Here is a 20,260-nt window from a genome sequence, read left to right on the forward strand (position 1 = left end):
CGCAGCGGCCCCAATTGTTTCACCGCGCCACTCAATCTTTGCCTGTTGCGGTACAATCCCGCGCTTGTTGTCTTGCTCTGCTATAGGACCTTCCATGTCGGTTTCCTTCGTTCACCTTCGCGTGCACTCCGAATTCTCCCTGGTCGATGGCCTGGTGCGGATCAAGCCGCTGGCCAAGGCCTTGGCCGGGATGAACATGCCGGCGGTGGCGATTACCGACCAGAGCAACATGTGCTCGCTGGTGAAGTTCTACAAGAACGCCATGGGCGCCGGGATCAAGCCGATCTGCGGCGCCGACCTTTGGCTGGCCGGTGCAGACCCGGAAGCACCGCTGTCGCGCATCTGCTTTTTGGCCATGAACCCCAAGGGCTATCGCAACCTCACCGAGCTGATCTCGCGCGGTTGGGTCGATGGTCAGCGCAATGGCCTGGTGGTCATCCAGCGTGACTGGATCGCGCCGGCCAGCGAGGGGCTGATTGCCCTGTCTGCGGCCCGCGAGGGTGATATCGGCATGGCCTTGCTTGGTGGTCGCACCGATGACGCCGAGGCGTTGCTGCGCGACTGGATGGCGTTGTTCCCTGAGCGCTTCTATGTCGAGGTACAGCGCACCAATCGCGCTGGCGACGAAGAGTACCTGCACGCTGCCGTGGCCCTGGCCGACCGGCTGGGGGCGCCGCTGGTGGCAACCAACGACGTGCGCTTCATCAAGCAAACCGACTTCGATGCCCACGAGACGCGCGTTTGCATCGGCGAGGGCTGGACCCTGGACGACCCACGTCGTCCACGCATGTACAGCGACCAGCAGTACCTGAAAAGCCCGGAAGAAATGGCCGAGCTGTTCAGCGACTTGCCGGATGCCATCGCCAACACCGTCGAAATCGCCAAGCGCTGCAACATCCAGGTACAACTGGGCAAGCACTTCCTGCCTGACTTCCCCACGCCCAACGGCATGGGCATTGATGATTATCTGCGCCATGTTTCCCATGAAGGCCTGGAAGAACGCCTGGCGGTCATCCTGCCCAAGGACACCACTGAAGATTATGAGGCCAAGCGCCAGGTCTACCTCGACCGCTTGAAGTTCGAGCTGGATATCATCATCCAGATGGGCTTCCCCGGTTACTTCCTGATCGTTATGGACTTCATCAAGTGGGCCAAGAACAACGGCGTGCCGGTAGGCCCAGGCCGGGGTTCGGGTGCAGGCTCGCTGGTTGCGTATGTACTGAAGATTACCGACCTCGACCCACTGGCCTACGACCTGCTGTTCGAGCGTTTCCTCAACCCGGAACGGGTATCGATGCCCGACTTCGACGTTGACTTCTGCATGGACGGTCGGGACCGGGTGATCGAGTATGTGGCCGATGCCTACGGGCGTAACGCGGTCAGCCAGATCATCACCTTTGGCACCATGGCGGCCAAGGCAGTGGTGCGCGACGTGGCGCGGGTGCAGGGCAAGTCCTATGGCCTGGCCGACCGTCTGTCGAAGATGATTCCGTTCGAAGTCGGCATGACCCTGGAGAAGGCCTACGAGCAGGAAGAGATCCTGCGTGACTTCCTCAAGGGCGATGAGGATGCGCGCGAGATCTGGGAAATGGCCCTCAAGCTCGAGGGGGTTACCCGCGGTACCGGCAAGCACGCCGGGGGTGTGGTTATCGCACCGACCAAGCTCACTGATTTCTCGCCCATTGCCTGTGACGAGGAAGGCGGCGGCCTGGTAACCCAGTTCGACAAGGATGACGTCGAGGCTGCTGGCCTGGTGAAGTTCGACTTCCTTGGTCTGCGGACCTTGACCATCATCAAGTGGGCGATGGAGACGATCAACCGTGAGCAGGCCAAGAGCGGACTGCCCGACCTGAATATCGACTTCATCCCACTCGACGACAAGAAAACCTACGAGCTGCTGCAAAAGGCCGAAACCACGGCGGTGTTCCAGCTCGAATCGCGCGGCATGAAAGAGCTGATCAAAAAGCTCAAGCCCGACTGCCTGGAAGACCTCATCGCACTGGTGGCGCTGTTCCGCCCAGGGCCGCTGCAGTCGGGCATGGTGGATGACTTCATCAACCGTAAGCATGGTCGCGCCGAGCTGGCCTATCCGCATCCGGACTACCAGTACGAAGGCCTGCAACCGGTGCTGGCACCGACCTACGGCATCATCCTGTATCAGGAACAGGTGATGCAGATCGCCCAGGTCATGGCCGGCTATACCCTCGGTGGCGCCGACATGCTGCGGCGTGCGATGGGTAAGAAAAAGCCCGAAGAGATGGCCAAGCAGCGCGGGGGCTTCATCGAAGGTTGTGCCAACAACGGCATCGATGCTGATCTGGCAGGCAACATTTTCGACCTGGTAGAAAAATTCGCCGGCTACGGCTTCAACAAGTCGCACTCGGCAGCGTATGGCCTGGTTTCTTATCAAACCGCCTGGCTCAAGACCCACCATCCGGCACCGTTCATGGCCGCGGTGCTGTCGGCGGATATGCACAACACCGACAAGGTGGTGGTGCTGATCGAGGAAGTGCGCAGCATGAAGCTGCGCCTCGATGCGCCGGATGTGAATATGTCCGAGTTCAAGTTCACGGTCAACGACGATGGCCGCATCATCTATGGCCTGGGCGCGATCAAGGGCGTCGGTGAGGGGCCGGTGGAAGCGATCGTCGAGGCGCGGGCCAAGGGCGGCCCGTTCAAGGACTTGTTCGATTTCTGTGAGCGCATCGACCTCAAGCGCGTCAACAAGCGTACCCTCGATGCGTTGATCCGCAGTGGTGCGCTGGACCGTCTCGGCCCGCACTTCCATGACGAGATCAAGGCGTACCAGGCCAACATCGACCGCAACCGTGCCGTGCTGTTGTCGGCACTGGAAGAAGCGGTGAAATCCGCCGAACAGACCGCGCGTACGGCCGACAGTGGTCACGTCGACCTGTTTGGCGGGCTGTTCGTCGAAGAAGATCTCGACGTCTACGCCAACCACCACAAGGTCCGTGAGCTGACCCTCAAGGAGCGCTTGAAGGGCGAGAAAGACACCCTGGGCCTGTACCTCACCGGTCACCCGATCGACGAATACGAAAGCGAGATCCGCCGCTTCGCCCGCCAGCGCATCATCGACCTCAAACCGTCTCGGGAAGTACAGACGGTGGCCGGCATGATCATTGCTCTGCGGGTAATGAAGAACAAGAAGGGCGACAAGATGGGCTTCGTTACCCTCGACGACCGCTCAGGGCGGATCGAGGCCTCGCTGTTCGCCGATGCCTTCATGGCCGCGCAAGCGCTGTTGCAGACCGATGCGATGGTGGTGATCGAGGGCGAGGTCAGTAACGACGACTTCTCCGGCGGCCTGCGCCTGCGGGTCAAGCAAGTGATGACCATGGAAGATGCGCGCACGCGGCTGGCCGAAAGCCTGCGCCTTAAAGTGGCGCACGACGCGCTCAAGGGCGATCGCCTGAGCTGGCTGGGCGAATTGATCACCCGCCATCGCGGGGGGTGCCCGATCACCCTGGAATACACCGGCAGTGATGCCAAAGCTATGTTGCGCTTTGGCGACGAATGGTCAATTGACCCCGCCGATGGCCTGATTCAGGCCCTGCGTGACCAGTTCGGGCGTGAGAACGTCTTCCTGCAATACCGCTAAAGCGACGAATTTTAATCTCGACCTGAACGCGCCTGATCCCTTAAGGTAGGGCGCCAAACGGATCAACCGGCCGGCCGCCTGGCCGTAGACCCAAGACGGATGCCTATGAACCCGAATTTCCTCGATTTCGAACAGCCGATTGCCGACCTGCAAGCCAAGATCGAAGAGCTGCGCCTGGTCGGTAACGACAACTCGCTGAACATCAGCGATGAGATTGCCCGTCTGCAAGACAAGAGCAGCACCCTCACCGAAAGCATTTTCGGCAATCTGACCAGCTGGCAGATCGCCCGCCTGGCACGTCACCCGCGTCGTCCTTATACCCTGGACTACCTGCAGCACATCTTCACCGAGTTCGAAGAACTGCACGGTGATCGGCACTTCTCCGATGACGCCGCCATCGTAGGTGGTACTGCGCGTCTGGATGGCAAGCCGGTGATGGTCATCGGTCACCAGAAGGGCCGTGAAGTCCGTGAAAAGGTGCGCCGCAACTTCGGCATGCCGCGTCCGGAAGGCTACCGCAAGGCCTGCCGCCTGATGGAAATGGCCGAACGCTTCAAGATGCCGATCTTGACCTTCATCGATACTCCGGGTGCCTACCCAGGTATCGACGCCGAAGAGCGCAACCAGAGCGAGGCGATTGCCTGGAACCTGCGCGTCATGGCCCGCCTGAAGACCCCGATCATCGCTACCGTGATCGGTGAAGGTGGTTCAGGCGGCGCACTGGCCATTGGCGTGTGCGACCAGCTGAACATGCTGCAGTACTCCACCTACTCGGTGATCTCGCCGGAAGGTTGCGCTTCGATCCTGTGGAAGACCGCCGACAAGGCTGCCGATGCCGCGGAAGCGATGGGTATCACGGCTGAGCGCTTGAAGAGCCTGAACATCGTCGACAAGGTTATCCAGGAGCCGCTGGGCGGCGCCCACCGTGACCCTGCGAAAATGTCCGAAAGCATCCGTGCCGACCTGGTCGAGCAGCTGGATATGCTCGGCAAGCTCGATAACGAATCCCTGCTCAAGCGCCGTTATGATCGCCTGATGAGCTACGGCCTCTGATCTGCTGGGGGCCGCTTTGCGGCCCTTCGCGGGCGAGCCCGCTCCCACAAGGTTAGCGAGGTGCTCGAGGCAAGCGCTAACTCTGTGGGCCTACAGGTACAGCGCGCTCTCAAGTTCGGCGTTATCCCTGTGGGAGCGGGCTTGCCCGCGAAGGGCCGCAAAGCGGCCCCAGTGCGCTACCAGGCGGGAAACCGATGATCAAGTTAGCTCTGTCTCCATGGCTGAACAGCGCAAACTGGTACGTCGCCTTCTCCGGCGGCCTGGACTCCACCGCCCTCCTGCATGTTCTGGCTGACTACGCCAGCACCCACGCTACACCGCCCTTGCGCGCCCTCCATGTCCACCACGGCCTGCAGCCTGCTGCCGACGGCTGGCCTGCCCATTGCCAATCCATCTGCGACAGCCTGGCTATCGAGCTGCAGGTTATCCACGTCCAGGTCGCACCCGGCGCCAGCCTTGAACAGGCAGCCCGTGATGCGCGCTACAAGGCCTTTATCGATATCCTCGGCCCAGGCGATGTGCTGTTCACCGGGCAGCACCGCGACGACCAGGCTGAAACCCTGCTGTTTCGCTTGTTGCGCGGGGCAGGGCTGCGCGGTATGGCCGGCATGCCCTCATCCCGGCCGGTAGGGCAGGGTCGGCTGGTCAGGCCGCTGCTGAACCTGTCGCGCAGGCAGTTGCAAGCGTATGCCGAACACGCCCGGCTGGCCTGGATCGAAGATCCCAGTAATGGCGATACCACGTTCGCGCGCAACTACCTGCGCAGGGAAGTATTGCCACTGCTACGTGAGCGTTGGCCGCAGGCGGAGCAGAACCTGGCGCGCAGTGCCGAACACCTGAGCGAAGCGTTAGGCTTGCTCGACGAGCTCGCTCGAGATGACCTTGCCGGCGCAGGGCAAAGTGCATCGGCGCCATGGCAGGGCTTGGATTCACTGGCCCTGGATGCCTTGCGGGCGTTGTCAGTCACTCGTCAGCGCAACGCCTTGCAGTATTGGCTCAGTGCGCGCACGCGGTTACCCGACGCACGGCACTGGGTAGGCTGGGAGGCCCTGCGTGATGCCGCTGTCGATGCCCAGCCGGTGTGGCGTCTGACCGACGGTGTGCTGCAGCGCAGCCATGGCCGCATCTGGTGGCTGAGCGGCGACTGGCTCAAAACCCCTGAGGGTCCCCAGCCGTGGGCTGATCCCAGCAAGCCGCTGCACCTTCCATACAATGGCAGCGTGCATCTTAGCGGCCCGTCGTTCCGGCAAAACCTGCACATAGCCTATCGCCAGGGCGGTGAAGTGCTGGAACTGGCCGGGCGAGGCCGGCGCGATCTCAAGCGCCTGCTCAACGAGCAGCAGGTCCCGCATTTCCTGCGTTCGCGCTTGCCTTTGCTGTACCAGGGCGAGCGTTTGCTGGCAGTGGCCAATTTGCCCGCACTGGGGCAGGGCGACTGCCAGTTGCATTGGCAGATGCCGACGAACGCGCAAGGTTTGAGCTGAAGGGTACATTCCGGTAGACTACCCTCCCTTCTTGATACAACTTCTGTGGGTTCATCGAAAACACAGCAGTTGCCGATTACCAAGCAGTTTTTTGCTGGGCTGATTTCTTAAAATGACGAGCGAGCTCCATGCCGGGGAAACCCCTGGTCTGTACAGACGCGGCAGTTTTTCGAGATGCACTGTGATTGACGCAGGTGATCGGGGGCTTCGGCCTTCCTTCGCTTTCTCCGGCGGCGCTGGCCGCTTTAACGCAGACTTCTAGGGTTTTTCATGACGCGCTACATATTCGTCACGGGCGGTGTTGTTTCTTCATTGGGGAAAGGCATTGCCTCGGCTTCCCTGGCGGCCATCCTGGAAGCGCGGGGCCTGAAGGTCACCATGCTCAAGCTGGATCCGTACATCAACGTCGATCCGGGCACCATGAGCCCGTTCCAGCACGGTGAGGTGTTCGTCACCCACGACGGCGCCGAGACCGACCTTGACCTGGGCCACTACGAGCGGTTCATCCGCACCACGATGACCCAGAACAACAACTTCACCACCGGCCGTATCTACGAGCACGTGCTGCGCAAAGAGCGCCGTGGTGATTACCTGGGCGCAACCATCCAGGTCATCCCGCACATCACCGACGAGATCAAGCGTCGCATCATCAAGGGCGCCGGCGATGCCGACGTAGCCCTGGTGGAAATCGGCGGTACCGTGGGTGACATCGAGTCGCAGCCGTTCCTCGAGGCCATCCGCCAGCTGCGCGTCGAAGTGGGCTCCAAGCGCGCCATGCTGATGCACCTGACCCTGGTCCCGTACATCGCCACCGCAGGCGAAACCAAGACCAAGCCGACCCAGCACTCGGTCAAGGAGCTGCGCTCCATCGGCCTGCAGCCTGACGTGCTGATCTGCCGCTCCGACCACCCGGTCGACGCTTCCTCGCGCCGCAAGATTGCACTGTTCACCAACGTTGAAGAGCGCGCGGTGATCTCCCTGGAAGACGTCGACACCATCTACAAGATCCCAGGCGTACTGCATGCCCAGGGCCTGGATGACTTCGTCGTCGAGCGCTTCGGCCTGCAGTGCAACGGTGCCGACCTGTCCGAGTGGGACAAGGTGGTAGACGCCAAGCTCAACCCAGAGCAGGAAGTCACCATCGCCATGGTCGGCAAGTACATGGAACTGCTCGATGCCTACAAGTCGCTGATCGAAGCGATGAGCCACGCCGGTATCCAGAACCGTACCAAGGTCAACCTGCGCTACATCGACTCCGAAGACATCGAGAACCAAGGCACCAGCCTGCTCGAAGGCGCTGACGCCATCCTGGTTCCGGGTGGTTTCGGTCTGCGCGGTGTCGAAGGCAAGATCAAGGCGGTGCAGTTCGCCCGTGAGAACAAGGTGCCATACCTGGGCATCTGCCTGGGCATGCAGGTCGCCGTGATCGAGTTCGCCCGTAACGTCATGGGCTGGACCGACGCCAACTCCACCGAGTTCGATCGCAACAGCGGTCATCCGGTGGTTGGCCTGATCACCGAGTGGGCCGACAACACCGGTACCGTCGAAACCCGTACCGAGGCCTCCGACCTGGGCGGCACCATGCGTCTGGGTGCACAGGAATGCCAGCTCAGCGGCAACTCGAAAGTCCACGACTGCTACGGCAAGGACGTGATCGTCGAGCGTCACCGCCACCGCTACGAAGTCAACAACAACCTGCTGCCACAGCTGGTCGATGCTGGCCTGGTGATTTCCGGTCGTTCCGGCGACGGCGCGCTGGTCGAAGTGGTCGAGTCCAAGGATCATCCATGGTTCGTCGCTTGCCAGTTCCACCCAGAGTTCACTTCGACCCCGCGTGACGGCCACCCGCTGTTCAGTGGTTTCGTCAAGGCGGCCCTGGCGCAGAAGAACAAGGCCTGATCCATGACCCAGAAGATCATTCGCGTCGGTAACATCGAGATCGCCAACGACAAGCCGTTCGTCCTGTTCGGCGGCATGAACGTGCTGGAATCGCGTGACCTGGCCATGAAGGTCTGCGAAGAGTACGTGCGGGTTACCGAGAAGCTCGGTATCCCCTACGTGTTCAAGGCGAGCTTCGACAAGGCTAACCGTTCCTCGGTCACCTCGTACCGTGGTCCTGGCATGGAAGAAGGGCTGAAGATCTTCGAAGAGATCAAGCAAACCTTCAATGTGCCGGTGATCACCGATGTCCACGAACCCTACCAGTGCGAGCCGGTAGCCAAGGTGTGCGACATCATCCAGCTGCCTGCCTTCCTCTCGCGGCAGACCGATCTGGTCGTGGCCATGGCCAAGACCGGCGCGGTGATCAACATCAAGAAGGCCCAGTTCCTCGCCCCGCAAGAGATGAAGCACATTCTCAACAAGTGCGTCGAAGCGGGTAACGACCAGCTGATCCTCTGCGAGCGTGGTTCGAGCTTCGGCTACAACAACCTGGTGGTCGACATGCTCGGCTTCGGCATCATGAAGCAATTCGAGTACCCGGTGTTCTTCGACGTGACTCACGCCCTGCAAACCCCGGGTGGTCGCGCCGACTCCGCCGGTGGTCGCCGTGCGCAGGTTACCGACCTGGCCAAGGCGGGTATGAGCCAAGGCCTGGCGGGCTTGTTCCTGGAAGCCCATCCGGATCCGGACAACGCCAAGTGCGATGGCCCGTGTGCCCTGCGTCTGGACAAGCTGGAGCCGTTCCTGGCTCAGCTCAAGCAGCTGGACGACCTGGTGAAAAGTTTTCCGACGGTAGAAACCGCGTAAAGCTCATTTCTCGGGTAAAGTACCGCCCGTTCTACCCCTGACCTTCCGGTCAGGGGCTCCCCCTTCGCCAGGCCTGCCCTCTGCATATTCGCCTGGTGAAAGGCTCGAATTCCCTAAGCTGCGTTGTTTTCGTCAATTCTGGAGTGCTTACAACAATGGCAAAGATCGTCGACATCAAAGGTCGTGAAGTTCTCGATTCGCGTGGCAACCCCACCGTGGAAGCCGATGTACTGCTCGACAACGGCATCATCGGCAGCGCTTGCGCGCCGTCCGGTGCTTCCACCGGCTCGCGCGAAGCGCTGGAGCTGCGTGATGGCGACAAGAGCCGTTACATGGGCAAGGGCGTGCTGAAAGCCGTTGCCAACATCAACGGCCCGATCCGCGACCTGCTGCTGGGCAAGGATCCACTCGATCAGAAAGCCCTCGACCGCGCCATGATCGAGCTGGACGGTACCGAGAACAAGGCCAAGCTGGGCGCCAACGCTATCCTGGCTGTGTCTCTGGCTGCCGCCAAAGCCGCCGCCCAGGACCAGGACCTGCCGCTGTACGCGCACATTGCCAACCTCAATGGCACCCCTGGCCAGTACTCCATGCCTGTTCCGATGATGAACATCATCAACGGTGGTGAGCACGCCGATAACAACGTCGACATCCAGGAGTTCATGGTTCAGCCGGTTGGCGCCAAGACCTTCTCCGATGGCCTGCGCATGGGCACCGAAATCTTCCACCACCTCAAAGCTGTGCTCAAGGCCCGTGGCCTGAATACTGCCGTCGGTGACGAAGGCGGTTTCGCGCCGAACCTGACCTCCAACGAAGATGCCCTGGCCGCTATCGCCGAAGCTGTCGCCAACGCTGGCTACAAGCTGGGTACCGACGTGACCCTGGCCCTGGACTGCGCCGCTTCTGAGTTCTATGAAGACGGCAAGTACAACCTGTCCGGCGAAGGCAAGTCGTTCGATGCCGAAGGTTTCGCTGACTACCTCAAAGGCCTGACCGAGCGTTTCCCGATCATCTCGATCGAAGATGGCCTGGACGAGTCCGACTGGGCTGGCTGGAAGATCCTCACCGACAAGATCGGCGAGAAGGTGCAGCTGGTCGGTGACGATCTGTTCGTGACCAACACCAAGATCCTCAAGGAAGGTATCGAGAAGGGCATCGGTAACTCGATCCTGATCAAGTTCAACCAGATCGGCTCGCTGACCGAGACCCTGGAAGCTATCCAGATGGCCAAGGCCGCTGGCTACACCGCGGTCATCTCGCACCGTTCGGGCGAAACCGAAGATTCGACCATCGCTGACCTGGCCGTGGGTACCGCTGCTGGCCAGATCAAGACCGGTTCGCTGTGCCGTTCCGACCGCGTCTCCAAGTACAACCAGCTGCTGCGCATCGAAGAGCAACTGGGCGCCAAGGCGGTGTACCGTGGTCGTGCCGAGTTTCGCGGCTAAGCAAGAGATGGTAAAAAGGCAGCAGCCGAGGATGTCTGAACGTTCGTACTGAACCCTCAGACACCTCCTACGGGGTTTCTGTCGACGAAGCCTGGCCTTGGCCAGGCTTCGTGCTATCGGGAGCCTCGTGGCTGCGGCCTTTTAACCCTGGATACTTTGATGCGCAGTCCTTATTGGTTGTTTCTCATCTTGCTCCTGTTGCTCGGTGGCCTGCAGTACCGCCTTTGGGTCGGCAGCGGCAGCCTTGCGCAAGTGACCGAGCTCAAGCAGCAGATTGACGAACAGCATGCCGAGAACGAGCGGCTGCTGGAGCGTAATCGCGTGCTCGATGCAGAGGTCCTGGAGTTGAAGAAAGGTATGGAGACCGTGGAGGAACGGGCTCGTCATGAATTGGGGATGGTCAAGGAGGGCGAAACCCTCTACCAGCTGCCGCAAAAATGACCCCACTACTACCGGCTTTCTGGGCCGTGATTCCCGCGGCGGGCGTCGGTGCCCGCATGGCTGCCGATCGGCCCAAGCAGTATCTGCAATTGGGTGGGCAGACCATTCTCGAGCATAGTCTCGACTGTTTCCTCGGCCATCCTGCGCTCAAGGGCGTGGTGGTCAGTATTGCTGACGATGATCCTTACTGGCCCGGCCTGCCTTGCGCCAGCGATGCGCGTATCCAGCGCGCTGCCGGCGGACGCGAAAGGGCTGACTCGGTGCTCAATGCCTTGTTGCTGTTGCATGCCCAAGGGGCGGCGGACGGTGACTGGGTGTTGGTGCATGATGCTGCGCGGCCGAACCTGGCCCGTAGCGATCTGGACCGGCTGCTGGCGGAGCTGGCGGATGATCCGGTGGGTGGCTTGCTGGCAGTGCCGGCGCGTGACACGCTCAAGCGAGCCGATGGCAATGGTCGGGTCAGCGCTACGGTTGATCGCAGCACCATCTGGCAGGCATTTACCCCGCAGATGTTTCGGCTCGGCGCGTTGCATCGGGCATTGGCCGAGTGCCTGGTGTCTGATGTGGCGGTGACTGACGAGGCCTCGGCCATGGAATGGGCGGGGCTGGCACCGCGCCTGATCGAGGGGCGCAGTGACAACATCAAGGTTACCCGCCCGGAAGATCTGGAGTGGTTGCGCCAGCGTTGGGCTGCTCGCCGCTGATTGCACCCAGAGCGAGACATCAGTCTGGCAGCGTGGGAGGTTCATCTGCTTGCTTGATGGCTGGCGTACTCCGGCAACTGCCCCAACCCTTGCTTCAGATAATCCACCAACCGCCGCACTTTCGGCGACAGATGCCGCTGCTGCGGATACAGCGCCCACACTGCCGTGTTGGGCGGCTGATGCGCCTCGAGCAACGACACCAGCGCACCACTGTTCAAGTGTTCGAGCACGTAGTAATCGGGCAGCTGACACAGCCCCATCCCCTGTAACGCCGCATCCAGCACCGCCTGGCCGCTGTTGCAACGCCAGTTGCCTTGCACCCGCTGGCTGAATTCGCGCCCGTCCTGCTTCAACGCCCAGATATCCGAACTGCCGATCAGGCAATTGTGCCGCGCCAATTCAGACAAACTGTGCGGGCGGCCATACCGCTCCAGGTAGGCCGGCGAGGCGCACAGGAACATCCGCCGTGGCGCCAAGCGGGTGGCGACCAACCTTGAGTCCTGCAAGCGGCCCAGGCGGATCGCCAGGTCCATGCCCTCATGCAGCAAGTCCAAGGTGCGATTGCTCAGTTCCACTTCCACCCGTAGCTGCGGATACAGCGCCATGAAGCGCGTCACCAGTGGCACGATGAAGCGTTCGCCATAGGCCACCGCGCAGGTCATGCGCAGCAGGCCCTTGGGCTCGCTGGCCAGGTCGCCCATGGCCCGCAGCGCTTCTTCGCGGCCATCTTGCAAGCGCTGGCAATGTTGCAGGAACGTCTGTCCCGCCTCGCTCAGGGTGACCCGGCGGGTGCTGCGATACAGCAGGCGGGTCTGCAAGCGTTCTTCCAGGCGGGCGATCTGCCGGCTGATATGAGAGGAGGAAACCCCCAGGCGCTCGGCGGCTGCGGTGAACTGGCCCAACTCGGCCACCGCGACGAATTCGTCGATGCCTTCCCAGCGATTACTCATCGATTATCCCTGTATGGCAATAATGTTTTGTCTTTGCCCTGATTATTCATCAAACAGCGGTGAATTACACTGGATGGATCGAATCGACCCACTGTCTGGAGACCCTGATGATCAAGTCCCGTGCTGCCGTAGCCTTCGAGGCCAAGAAACCCCTGGAAATCGTCGAAGTCGACGTCGCCATGCCCAAGGCCGGTGAAGTGCTGCTGCGCGTGGTCGCCAGCGGTGTCTGCCATACCGATGCCTACACCTTGTCTGGCGCCGACCCGGAAGGCATCTTCCCGTCGATTCTCGGCCACGAGGGCGGGGCAATCGTCGAGGCAGTGGGCGAGGGCGTCACCTCGCTGGCAGTCGGCGATCATGTCATCCCGCTGTACACCCCCGAGTGCGGCAAGTGCAAATTCTGCCTTTCCGGCAAGACCAACCTGTGTCAGGCCATCCGCGCTACCCAAGGCAAGGGCCTGATGCCGGACGGTACTACCCGTTTCTCCTACAAAGGCCAGCAGTTGTTCCATTACATGGGCACCTCGACCTTCTCCGAGTACACCGTGCTGCCGGAAATTTCCGTGGCCAAGATCCAGAAAGAAGCACCCCTGGAGAAGGTCTGCCTACTCGGCTGTGGCGTCACCACCGGCATTGGCGCCGTGCTCAATACCGCCAAGGTCCAGCCAGGTGACACGGTGGCGGTGTTCGGCCTGGGCGGTATCGGCCTGTCGGCGATCATCGGTGCCGTAAAGGCCAAGGCCTCGCGGATCATTGCCGTCGACATCAACCCGAGCAAGTTCGAGATCGCCCGCCAGCTCGGCGCCACCGACTGCGTCAACCCCAAGGACTACGACCGCCCGATCCAGGAAGTCATCGTCGACCTTACCGACGGCGGCGTCGATTATTCGTTCGAGTGCGTGGGCAATGTCCAACTGATGCGTGCGGCGCTTGAATGCTGCCACAAGGGCTGGGGCGAATCGGTGATCATTGGTGTCGCCGGTGCCGGCCAGGAAATCGCTACCCGTCCGTTCCAGTTGGTGACTGGTCGCGTCTGGCGTGGTTCGGCGTTCGGCGGCGTGCGCGGACGCAGCGAGCTGCCCAGCTACGTGGAAATGTCCGAGAAGGGCGAGATCCCGCTGGATACTTTCATCACCCACACCATGGGCCTGGAGGACATCAACAAAGCCTTCGACCTGATGCATGAAGGTAAGAGCATCCGTAGCGTGATCCACTTCTGAGGTCAGCCATGAGCCTGGAAAACATCTCTTGCCAGAAGAGCTTCGGCGGCTGGCACAAGCGTTACCGGCATCACTCCAAGGTCCTCGGTTGCGACATGGTGTTCGCCGTCTACCTGCCGCCGCAGGCAGAGCAGGGTGCCAAGCTGCCGGTGCTGTACTGGCTCAGCGGCTTGACCTGCACCGATGAGAACTTCATGCAAAAGGCCGGCGCCCAGCGCCTGGCCGCTGAGCTGGGCTTGATCATCGTCGCACCCGATACCAGCCCGCGTGGCGATCAGGTGCCGGGCGACCCGGACGGCGCCTGGGACTTCGGTCTGGGGGCAGGTTTCTACCTCAATGCTACCCAGCAGCCCTGGGCCCAGCACTACCGCATGCATGACTACGTGGTAGAGGAACTGCCGGCCCTGGTCGAGGCGCATTTCCCGGCGTCCGATCAGCGCAGTATCAGTGGTCACTCGATGGGCGGTCATGGTGCATTGGTGTGCGCCTTGCGTAACCCTGGGCGGTACCGTTCGGTATCGGCGTTTTCGCCGATCAGCAATCCGATGGATTGCCCGTGGGGCGAGAAGGCGTTCTCGCGTTATCTGGGTGAAGACCGTGCGCGCTGGCGTGAATGGGATGCCAGTGTGCTGCTGGCCGAAACGCCGGCCGGACAGTGTCCGCCACTGTTGGTGGACCAAGGCGATCGCGACGATTTTCTTGAGAAGCAGCTCAAGCCTGAGGCGTTGGAGCAGGCGGCGCGCAAGGCTGGTCATGAGCTGGTGTTGCGCTTGCAGCCGGGGTATGACCATAGCTACTACTTCATCGCCAGCTTCATCGATGAGCATCTGCGCCATCATGCGGTAGCGTTGGGGCGGCTGTAGGCGTTGTTGGGGCAGCTGCGCAGCCCCTCGCAGGCAAGCCAGCTCCTACAGGGAGTGCGCGGAGCTTGTGACGGGGCGCTGCGGGCCCAAAACCATGCGCCCAATGCCGGCCAAAGCAGGTAGAATCCCGCCCTGACTTAATCAGGGCGTTTTTCTATGCGTATTGGCCATGGCTACGATGTGCACCGTTTCACCGACGGTGATTTCATTACCTTGGGTGGGGTGCATATCCCTCACAAATACGGCCTGCTGGCCCATTCCGACGGCGACGTGGTGTTGCACGCCTTGAGCGATGCACTGCTCGGTGCAGCCGCGTTGGGCGACATCGGCAAGCACTTCCCCGATACCGATCCGCAGTTCAAGGGCGCCGACAGCCGGGTGCTGCTGCGCCATGTCGTTGGCATCGTCCAGGCCAAGGGTTGGATGGTCGGCAACATCGATGCCACCATCGTCGCCCAGGCGCCGAAGATGGCCCCGCATATCGAGACCATGCGCCAACTCATTGCCCAAGACCTGCAGGTTGAACTCGACCAGGTCAACGTCAAGGCCACGACCACCGAGAAGCTCGGATTCACCGGCCGCGAGGAGGGTATCGCTGTGCACGCGGTCGCCCTGTTGCTGCCAGCATGACCGAACTCGAACTGCTCGGCCCACGGGCCTCGGGTGCGGCGCTGGGTAGCGCAGTGCTCAAGGCTGTGGCCGAAGACTTCCAGGTCGACGAAGTGCTCGACATTCCGTTGTCTGGCCAGGGTGAGCACCTGTGGCTGTGGGTCGAGAAGCGCGACCTGAACACCGAGGAAGCCGCTCGCCGTCTGGCGCGCGCGGCTGGTGTGCCAGTTCGTTCGATCAGTTATGCCGGTCTCAAGGATCGCCAGGCCCTGACCCGCCAGTGGTTCAGCCTGCATCTGCCGGGCAAGGCCGACCCCGACCTGGCGCGCGCCGAAGACGACACCCTGCGTATCCTCAAACAGGTGCGCCACCAGCGCAAACTGCAACGCGGCGCCCACTCGGCCAACGGTTTTACCCTGCGCCTGACTGCCCTGGCAGCTGATCACGTGGCGCTGGATGTGCGTTTGCAGCAGCTCAAGGCTCAAGGCGTGCCCAACTACTTCGGCAGCCAACGCTTCGGCCATGCGGGCGGCAACGTGCATGATGCGCAGCAGTGGGCTGCGCGTGCTGCCCTGCCGGAACAGCGCAATGTCCGCTCACGTCTGCTTTCGGCTGGGCGTAGCTACCTGTTCAACCAAGTGCTGGCAGCGCGGGTCGCCGATGGCAGCTGGCAGCGGGCACAGGTTGGCGATCTGCTGGCTTTCACCGACAGTCGTAGCTTCTTTCCTGCGGGTGAGGCTGAATGTTCCGATCCGCGCTTGGCCATTCTCGACCTGCATCCGACCGGCCCGATGTGGGGCGAAGGGGCCTCGCCCGCCGGCGGCGCGACCGCCGAGCTGGAGTCGAGCATCGCTGAACGGCATGCCGATCTGTGCAATTGGCTGGCACGAGCGGGCATGAGTCACGAACGACGCATCCTGCGGCTCCCTATTGGCGGCCTGACGTGGCATTATCCCGAGCCTGATATCCTGCAACTGGAATTCGTCCTGCCGGCCGGATGCTTCGCCACCGTGGTGGTGCGCGAGCTTGTCGATCTGGTGCCGGTAGGGCAGACGGACAGCCCATGCGTATTCTGATTTCCAATGATGATGGTGTTACCGCACCCGGCCTTGCCGCGCTGCATGCTGCGCTGGCCGATTATGCCGAGTGCGTGGTGATCGCCCCGGATCAAGACAAAAGCGGCGCCAGCAGTTCGCTGACGCTGGACCGCCCGCTGCACCCGCAGGTGCTGGCCAATGGTTTTATCAGCCTCAATGGCACGCCGACCGATTGTGTGCACCTGGGGCTCAACGGCCTGTTGCCGCAGACGCCAGACATGGTCGTCTCGGGTATCAACCTGGGGGCGAACCTGGGCGATGACGTGTTGTACTCCGGTACAGTCGCTGCGGCCCTTGAGGGGCGCTTCCTGGGGGGCACCTCGCTGGCGTTCTCGCTGCTGTCGCGCGCGCCAGACAACCTGCCGACTGCGGCCTACATCGCCCGGCGCCTGGTCGAGGCGCAGGCGCGTCTGCAACTGCCAGCGCGCATTGTTCTCAATATCAATATCCCGAATTTGCCGCTGGAGCACATCCGTGGCATCCAGCTCACCCGCCTCGGGCATCGAGCGCGGGCGGCGGCACCGACCAAGGTGGTCAATCCGCGCGGCAAGGAAGGCTACTGGATAGCCGTGGCCGGTGACGCCGAAGACGGCGGGCCGGGGACAGACTTCCATGCGGTGATGCAAGGCTACGTGTCGATCACCCCCTTGCAGCTCGACCGCACCTTCAACGATGCCTTCGAGCAGCTCGATGGCTGGCTGGAGGGCGTGCTCTGATGCGCGAACAAGACGATCTGCTGCGCCGCGGTATCGGCATGACCTCCCAGCGTACCCGGGAGCGGTTGATCCAGCGCTTGTGCGAGGAGGGCGTCTCGAACCCCAAGGTGCTCGAGGCCATTCGCCGTACGCCGCGTCACTTGTTCGTCGATGAAGCGCTCGCCCATCGGGCCTACGAGGACACCGCGCTGCCGATCGGGCATAACCAGACCATCTCCCAACCCTTCATGGTTGCGCACATGAGTGAGCTGCTGCTGGAGGCGGGGCCACTGGACAAGGTGCTGGAGATTGGAACTGGCTCGGGCTACCAGACCGCGATCCTGGCGCAACTGGTGGAGCGCGTGTTCTCGGTGGAGCGGATCAAGGTTCTGCAAGACCGGGCCAAGGAGCGCCTGCTCGAGCTCAACCTGCGCAACGTGGTGTTCCGCTGGGGCGACGGGTGCGACGGCTGGCAGGCGCTGGCGCCGTATAACGGCATCATCGTCACCGCGGTTGCACCTGAGGTACCCCAGGCGTTGCTCGATCAGTTGGCGCCCGGTGGACGCCTGGTGATCCCGGTAGGGCCGGCAGGGGAGACCCAGCAACTGATGCTGATCGTGCGCGAGGAGCATGGCTTCTCCAGGCGGGTGCTCGGCGCGGTGCGCTTCGTGCCCCTGCTCAATGGCCCGCTGGCTTGAGCCACACGGAATATTTACCGCGCTGACGAATTCTTGCCGCGTGGCTGTGTCTATCTGGCGGGGTGTCCGTAAGTCCTGAAGCGGCGTCGGATCTTTCTCCAGCCCACCCAATGGCCGTGGGCTCGGTTATAATTGCAACAATATTGCATTTCGTTTCGTCATATCGGTTTTCGGCACCATGAGGGGAGCGCGGGTGGGTCACACAATCAGTCTGCAGCGCAAGGATCGGTCGGGTTTCAAGCTCCTGCTGGTTGCACTGGCCATGGGCACCCTGCTGGCGGGCTGTTCCAGCACCGGCTCGAGCGGCGCGCGGGTGGTCGACCGCAACAACGCGGCGCCCAAGCGTCCGACCGTGACGTCGGGGCAGTACATCGTCAAGCCGGGCGACACGCTGTTCTCGATCGCCTTCCGTTACGGTTGGGACTACAAGGAGCTGGCCGCACGCAACAATATCAGTGCGCCGTATACCATCCGCCCGGGGCAACCGATTCGTTTCAGCAGTGGTTCGACCGGTAGTACCACAGTGGTCTCCAGCCCTTCTTCGTCGAGCAAGACCACGGTCATCCGGCGCCCGGTTGGGACCACCACGACGCCACCCGCGAGCAGTGGTAAACCCGTTGTAACAACCCCGGCAACCACCACACCAGTGGTCACCACAGTGCCTGCCGCAGAGCGTACAGCCGGTGGTTGGACCTGGCCGGCCAACGGCGTGCTGATTGGAAAATTCGCTTCAAACGGTAGTTTGAATAAAGGCATTGATATCGCCGGTGATTTGGGACAGCCTGTTTTTGCTGCGTCTGGTGGTGCAGTGGTCTACGCCGGGAGTGGCTTGAGGGGCTACGGCGAACTGATCATCATCAAGCACAGCGATACCTACGTCAGTGCCTACGGTCATAACCGCAGGCTTTTGGTTCGGGAGGGGCAGCAGGTCAAGGCAGGGCAGGCTATCGCTGAAATGGGGTCTACGGGCACCGATCGGGTTAAGCTGCATTTTGAAATTCGCCGCCAGGGCAAACCCGTCGATCCGCTCCAGTTCTTGCCACGTCGTTGATCGTTGTACCCGGCCTGTTCCTTGGATGTAGAGGGGACAGGCTCCAGCGCTGCCAGGGAATCAGGTGTCGCTAGAGTCTGAGTTCGAACTCAGCAAAGGACTATAACAATGGCTCTCAGTAAAGAAGTGCCGGAGTTTGACATCGACGATGACCTCCTCCTGATGGAGACGGGCATCGTTTTGGAAACGGATGTGGTGTCAGACGAACCTGCTGTACCTTCGGTTCGGACCAAGGCCAAACAGGCCTCGTCGCTCAAGCAACACAAGTACATCGATTACAGCCGGGCGCTTGATGCTACCCAGCTGTACCTGAACGAGATCGGCTTCTCGCCGCTGCTCTCCCCCGAAGAGGAAGTGCACTTCGCACGCCTCTCGCAAAAAGGCGACCCTGCCGGTCGCAAACGCATGATCGAGAGCAACCTGCGCTTGGTCGTGAAAATCGCCCGCCGTTATGTGAATCGTGGCTTGTCGTTGCTAGACCTGATCGAGGAAGGCAACCTGGGCTTGATTCGCGCCGTGGAGAAATTCGATCCGGAACGTGGTTTCCGTTTCTCCACCTACGCGACCTGGTGGATCCGCCAGACCATCGAACGGGCGATCATGAACCAGACCCGCACCATTCGCCTGCCGATCCACGTGGTCAAGGAGCTCAACGTTTACCTGCGTGCTGCGCGGGAGCTGACGCAAAAGCTCGATCACGAGCCGTCCCCGGAAGAAATCGCCACCCTGCTGGAGAAGCCGGTCGCTGAGGTCAAGCGTATGCTTGGGCTTAACGAGCGGGTGTCGTCGGTAGACGTTTCACTGGGGCCGGATTCGGATAAGACGCTGCTCGATACCCTGACGGATGATCGACCTACCGACCCGTGTGAGTTGCTGCAGGATGATGACCTGTCGCAGAGCATTGACCAGTGGCTGGGAGAGTTGACCGACAAGCAGCGTGAGGTTGTGGTACGTCGGTTTGGGTTGCGGGGGCATGAGAGCAGTACGCTGGAGGATGTGGGGTTGGAGATTGGCCTGACTCGGGAGCGAGTGCGGCAGATTCAGGTTGAAGGCCTGAAGCGGCTGCGGGAGATTCTTGAGAAGAATGGGCTGTCTAGTGAGTCGTTGTTTCAGTAAGTAGTGTTTTTTGTTTTACCGTTTGTTCGCTAAGCGCCCCGATAATCTCGGGGCGTTTTGTTTTGCGGGGAGTTTGAGTTTCTTGAGTTCTTGAATCGGGAGCTTATCCATTCTTTGTGGTGACGCCACCGGCCCCTTCCGCCTTTACGGCGGCTTACTTTTCTCTTGGGAAAAGTAAGCAAAACCGCCCGCTCCTGCATCCGGCCCTACGCTGCGCTTCGGGTTCCCTCGCTGCGGGCTTGCTCCCGGGAGGACCGCGCTGTACGGCCCCTCCTGGGCCGCAGCGCTTGACGGCCATCCATGGCCGTCACCTCCCTTCGCAAACCCTCCGCTCGGCCTCCTGACGTCGCGAAGTTAGTGGCGGCGCCTGGGCTGGCGTTATCTGGCGATAGTGGCATCTGCGCTGGATACTCCGGCCTCTTCGCGGGCAAGCCCGTTCCCACAGGCTCACCGCCAGCCGGGAGAAC

General features: G+C 61.6%; 17 protein-coding genes. 16 read left to right on the forward strand and 1 reads right to left on the reverse strand.

All coding sequences use genetic code 11. From position 1 onward, the window contains the following. The first annotated feature begins 94 nt into the window (after positions 1-94). From dnaE to ispD, 8 genes are all read left to right on the forward strand, one after another. Positions 95-3,619: a DNA polymerase III subunit alpha gene (gene dnaE / locus ACI2JX_RS07970; RefSeq protein ID WP_264236106.1), complete on the forward strand. Its 3,525-nt coding sequence runs from the start codon at positions 95-97 to the stop codon at positions 3,617-3,619. Positions 3,620-3,724: 105 nt separating this feature from the next. Continuing rightward, positions 3,725-4,672: an acetyl-CoA carboxylase carboxyl transferase subunit alpha gene (accA, locus tag ACI2JX_RS07975; RefSeq protein ID WP_404689841.1), complete on the forward strand. Its 948-nt coding sequence runs from the start codon at positions 3,725-3,727 to the stop codon at positions 4,670-4,672. A 194-nt stretch (positions 4,673-4,866) separates the two neighbouring features. Then, positions 4,867-6,156, forward strand: a complete 1,290-nt coding sequence (gene tilS / locus ACI2JX_RS07980; protein ID WP_404689842.1) for a tRNA lysidine(34) synthetase TilS — start codon at positions 4,867-4,869, stop codon at positions 6,154-6,156. A gap of 270 nt (positions 6,157-6,426) precedes the next feature. Next, positions 6,427-8,055, forward strand: a complete 1,629-nt coding sequence (locus ACI2JX_RS07985) for a CTP synthase (RefSeq protein WP_186555421.1) — start codon at positions 6,427-6,429, stop codon at positions 8,053-8,055. Between the two features lie 3 nt (positions 8,056-8,058). Beyond that, on the forward strand, positions 8,059-8,904 hold the full coding sequence (kdsA, locus tag ACI2JX_RS07990; protein ID WP_186555420.1) for a 3-deoxy-8-phosphooctulonate synthase: 846 nt from the start codon (positions 8,059-8,061) through the stop codon (positions 8,902-8,904). Between the two features lie 155 nt (positions 8,905-9,059). Next, the gene (gene eno, locus ACI2JX_RS07995; protein WP_186555419.1) at positions 9,060-10,349 is read left to right on the forward strand and encodes a phosphopyruvate hydratase; all 1,290 of its coding nucleotides are present in this window, start codon (positions 9,060-9,062) and stop codon (positions 10,347-10,349) included. Positions 10,350-10,508: 159 nt separating this feature from the next. Then, on the forward strand, positions 10,509-10,790 hold the full coding sequence (gene ftsB / locus ACI2JX_RS08000; RefSeq protein ID WP_186555418.1) for a cell division protein FtsB: 282 nt from the start codon (positions 10,509-10,511) through the stop codon (positions 10,788-10,790). Continuing rightward, entirely contained in the window at positions 10,787-11,494 is a 708-nt protein-coding gene (gene ispD, locus ACI2JX_RS08005; RefSeq protein ID WP_368971492.1) for a 2-C-methyl-D-erythritol 4-phosphate cytidylyltransferase, read from the forward strand. The genes ftsB and ispD overlap by 4 nt, the downstream gene beginning before the upstream one ends. A 41-nt stretch (positions 11,495-11,535) precedes the next feature. Here the strand turns inward: ispD and ACI2JX_RS08010 are convergent, their stop codons facing one another. Beyond that, complete coding sequence (locus ACI2JX_RS08010; RefSeq protein ID WP_264236109.1) at positions 11,536-12,444, reverse strand: LysR substrate-binding domain-containing protein; 909 nt, start codon at positions 12,442-12,444, stop codon at positions 11,536-11,538. Positions 12,445-12,551: 107 nt separating this feature from the next. Here ACI2JX_RS08010 and ACI2JX_RS08015 point away from each other — a divergent pair, with 107 nt between their 5' ends. The 8 genes from ACI2JX_RS08015 (at position 12,552) to rpoS (ending at position 19,793) form a co-directional block, all read left to right on the forward strand. Continuing rightward, a complete protein-coding gene (locus ACI2JX_RS08015; RefSeq protein ID WP_186555415.1) occupies positions 12,552-13,664 on the forward strand; it encodes an S-(hydroxymethyl)glutathione dehydrogenase/class III alcohol dehydrogenase in 1,113 nt (370 codons plus the stop codon). An 8-nt stretch (positions 13,665-13,672) separates the two neighbouring features. Next, positions 13,673-14,527 (forward strand): S-formylglutathione hydrolase, encoded by an 855-nt coding sequence (gene fghA / locus ACI2JX_RS08020; RefSeq protein ID WP_264236110.1) that lies wholly within the window; start codon positions 13,673-13,675, stop codon positions 14,525-14,527. Between the two features lie 156 nt (positions 14,528-14,683). Continuing rightward, positions 14,684-15,157, forward strand: coding sequence for a 2-C-methyl-D-erythritol 2,4-cyclodiphosphate synthase (gene ispF / locus ACI2JX_RS08025; RefSeq protein ID WP_404689843.1), 474 nt, complete (start codon positions 14,684-14,686; stop codon positions 15,155-15,157). Further along, positions 15,154-16,212 carry a tRNA pseudouridine(13) synthase TruD gene (gene truD / locus ACI2JX_RS08030; RefSeq protein ID WP_404689844.1) on the forward strand — a complete coding sequence of 353 codons (1,059 nt, stop codon included), beginning with the start codon at positions 15,154-15,156 and terminating at the stop codon, positions 16,210-16,212. Before ispF ends, truD begins: the two co-directional genes overlap by 4 nt. Then, complete coding sequence (surE, locus tag ACI2JX_RS08035) at positions 16,200-16,949, forward strand: 5'/3'-nucleotidase SurE (RefSeq protein ID WP_404689845.1); 750 nt, start codon at positions 16,200-16,202, stop codon at positions 16,947-16,949. The genes truD and surE overlap by 13 nt, the downstream gene beginning before the upstream one ends. A gap of 38 nt (positions 16,950-16,987) precedes the next feature. Further along, entirely contained in the window at positions 16,988-17,626 is a 639-nt protein-coding gene (locus ACI2JX_RS08040; RefSeq protein WP_186555484.1) for a protein-L-isoaspartate(D-aspartate) O-methyltransferase, read from the forward strand. 193 nt (positions 17,627-17,819) lie between these two features. Then, positions 17,820-18,677 carry a peptidoglycan DD-metalloendopeptidase family protein gene (locus ACI2JX_RS08045; protein ID WP_186555410.1) on the forward strand — a complete coding sequence of 286 codons (858 nt, stop codon included), beginning with the start codon at positions 17,820-17,822 and terminating at the stop codon, positions 18,675-18,677. 108 nt (positions 18,678-18,785) lie between these two features. After that, positions 18,786-19,793, forward strand: a complete 1,008-nt coding sequence (gene rpoS, locus ACI2JX_RS08050) for an RNA polymerase sigma factor RpoS (protein ID WP_186555409.1) — start codon at positions 18,786-18,788, stop codon at positions 19,791-19,793. Positions 19,794-20,260: the final 467 nt, after the last annotated feature.

It is taken from the genome of Pseudomonas sp. NPDC088890, from assembly GCF_044900155.1.
Taxonomy (GTDB): Bacteria; Pseudomonadota; Gammaproteobacteria; order Pseudomonadales; family Pseudomonadaceae; genus Aquipseudomonas; species Aquipseudomonas urmiensis.